At 39.3% G+C, this 1,467-nt stretch carries 1 protein-coding gene and 1 pseudogene; both read left to right on the top strand.

The genetic code is table 11. The features are described from left to right. A partial coding sequence (locus MHN81_RS27945) for a hypothetical protein (RefSeq protein WP_239427377.1) occupies window positions 1–928 on the top strand: 928 nt, incomplete at its 5' end. Between the two features lie 463 nt (window positions 929–1,391). Next, window positions 1,392–1,467: pseudogene (locus tag MHN81_RS27940) on the top strand (Mobile element protein); the annotation flags it as partial.

Below are 1,467 nucleotides of genomic sequence, written 5' to 3'. Positions count from 1 at the left end.
TGAGTTTACTCGTGCAATGGGGGGGAGTTCATCTCAAGCACTCAGAGCAGGAGTAATCGGAGGCTTAACGGCTCAAGCATTTTATGGGGTTGGGCAGCATTTTAAGACTGAATTCGGCATAAAAAAAGGTTTTGGGTTTGCTGATTTAGATTTAGGCCAGCAATTACAGTGGGCAGGAAGTCACGCCTTGGTTGGAGGGATTTCCTCAGTTGCTTCTGGTGGAAAGTTTGGTCATGGCTTTGTATCGGCAGGCTTTACCAAAATGGCCATGGGTAATGCTGGTTTCAATATGGACAACCGAAACTGGGATGCAATTGCCGGGAGGACGGCTGTAGCGGCGATTGTTGGTGGTACAGCGAGTGCGCTTACTGGTGGTAAGTTTGCTAATGGTGCTAGGACTGCGGCGATGATGCATGCGCTGAATGCGGAGATGAGGGCAGCGCTTCGAAAAGAAGTAGCTAGTCGTGCTATGAATGAAGAAAAGTCTTTGCCTGAATTGGTGGTTGATGGTGCAATATCATTTGTTTCAGATTCATGGCATGTAACAAAGCATGCAGGTAAATTTTACTATTACGGTGCATGTTCATTGGCCACAGGATCACAAAGTTGTGCTGCAAACTTTGATATATTATACAATGACTCTGCAAGAATTGGGGGCGCAATTTATGAGTATTTACACGAGCCTAATACTCAAGCAGAGGTCAATAAAGGCTTATATGATTTATATGATATTTCCGCACAAAATGATGCATCTCAGGCCTACTTAACTGGACGAATTTCTATGACAATGGGTGTGAAATATTATGCTGGAGGACCTGCCGCATCTTTGGCTTTATTTGGAGGTATGCTGAGAGCATCTCAAACATATGGGGATAATTTGAACGTAGAGCATTTAATTCAAAATGGGATTGGCATTTATGGTGAATAGCTGTAGAAATTGTAATAAAAATCTTACATTCAAAGCTTTTTTTGCATGTGAACTTTTCCCTTTCAAGTGCAAGAATTGTGGTTTTGTTTATTATAGAAAATATAGGACTGTAGGTTGGGTATCTTTTATTTCATTACTATTATCTCCACTTTTTTTAGTGCTGTACTCAATTGACTCTTTATTTGTTATTTTAGGAATAGTTTTCTTAGTTTCAATGTCAGTATTAGTGGACGTTAAGCTTTCCCCTTTAATCTTTATTTCTCAAGAAGATTATCGCATTAAAAATAGAAGGAAAGATAAAAAACTGTTGCTATTTATACTTGTTACTGCGGTATTGTTCTATCTGATAGAAAATGGTTATATTGGTTGAAAAAAGAAATACATGTGACACCCATTCCAATTTGGGAATAGTCTAATAAGCCGTCTATGCTTTACTGAACGTTAAAGTATGGATGGCTTTTTTATGGCAATAGCAAGGAAGAGACAAATAAGCTTGGTGGATACCAAGTATTATCACTGTATATCACGATGCGTAAGGC

Origin of the sequence: Pseudoalteromonas sp. Of7M-16, from assembly GCF_022347805.1 — a bacterium.
GTDB lineage: Bacteria > Pseudomonadota > Gammaproteobacteria > Enterobacterales > Alteromonadaceae > Pseudoalteromonas > Pseudoalteromonas luteoviolacea_F.
The sequence above is the reverse complement of the archived record's forward strand: the minus strand, read 5'-3'. Positions and strand labels throughout refer to the sequence as shown.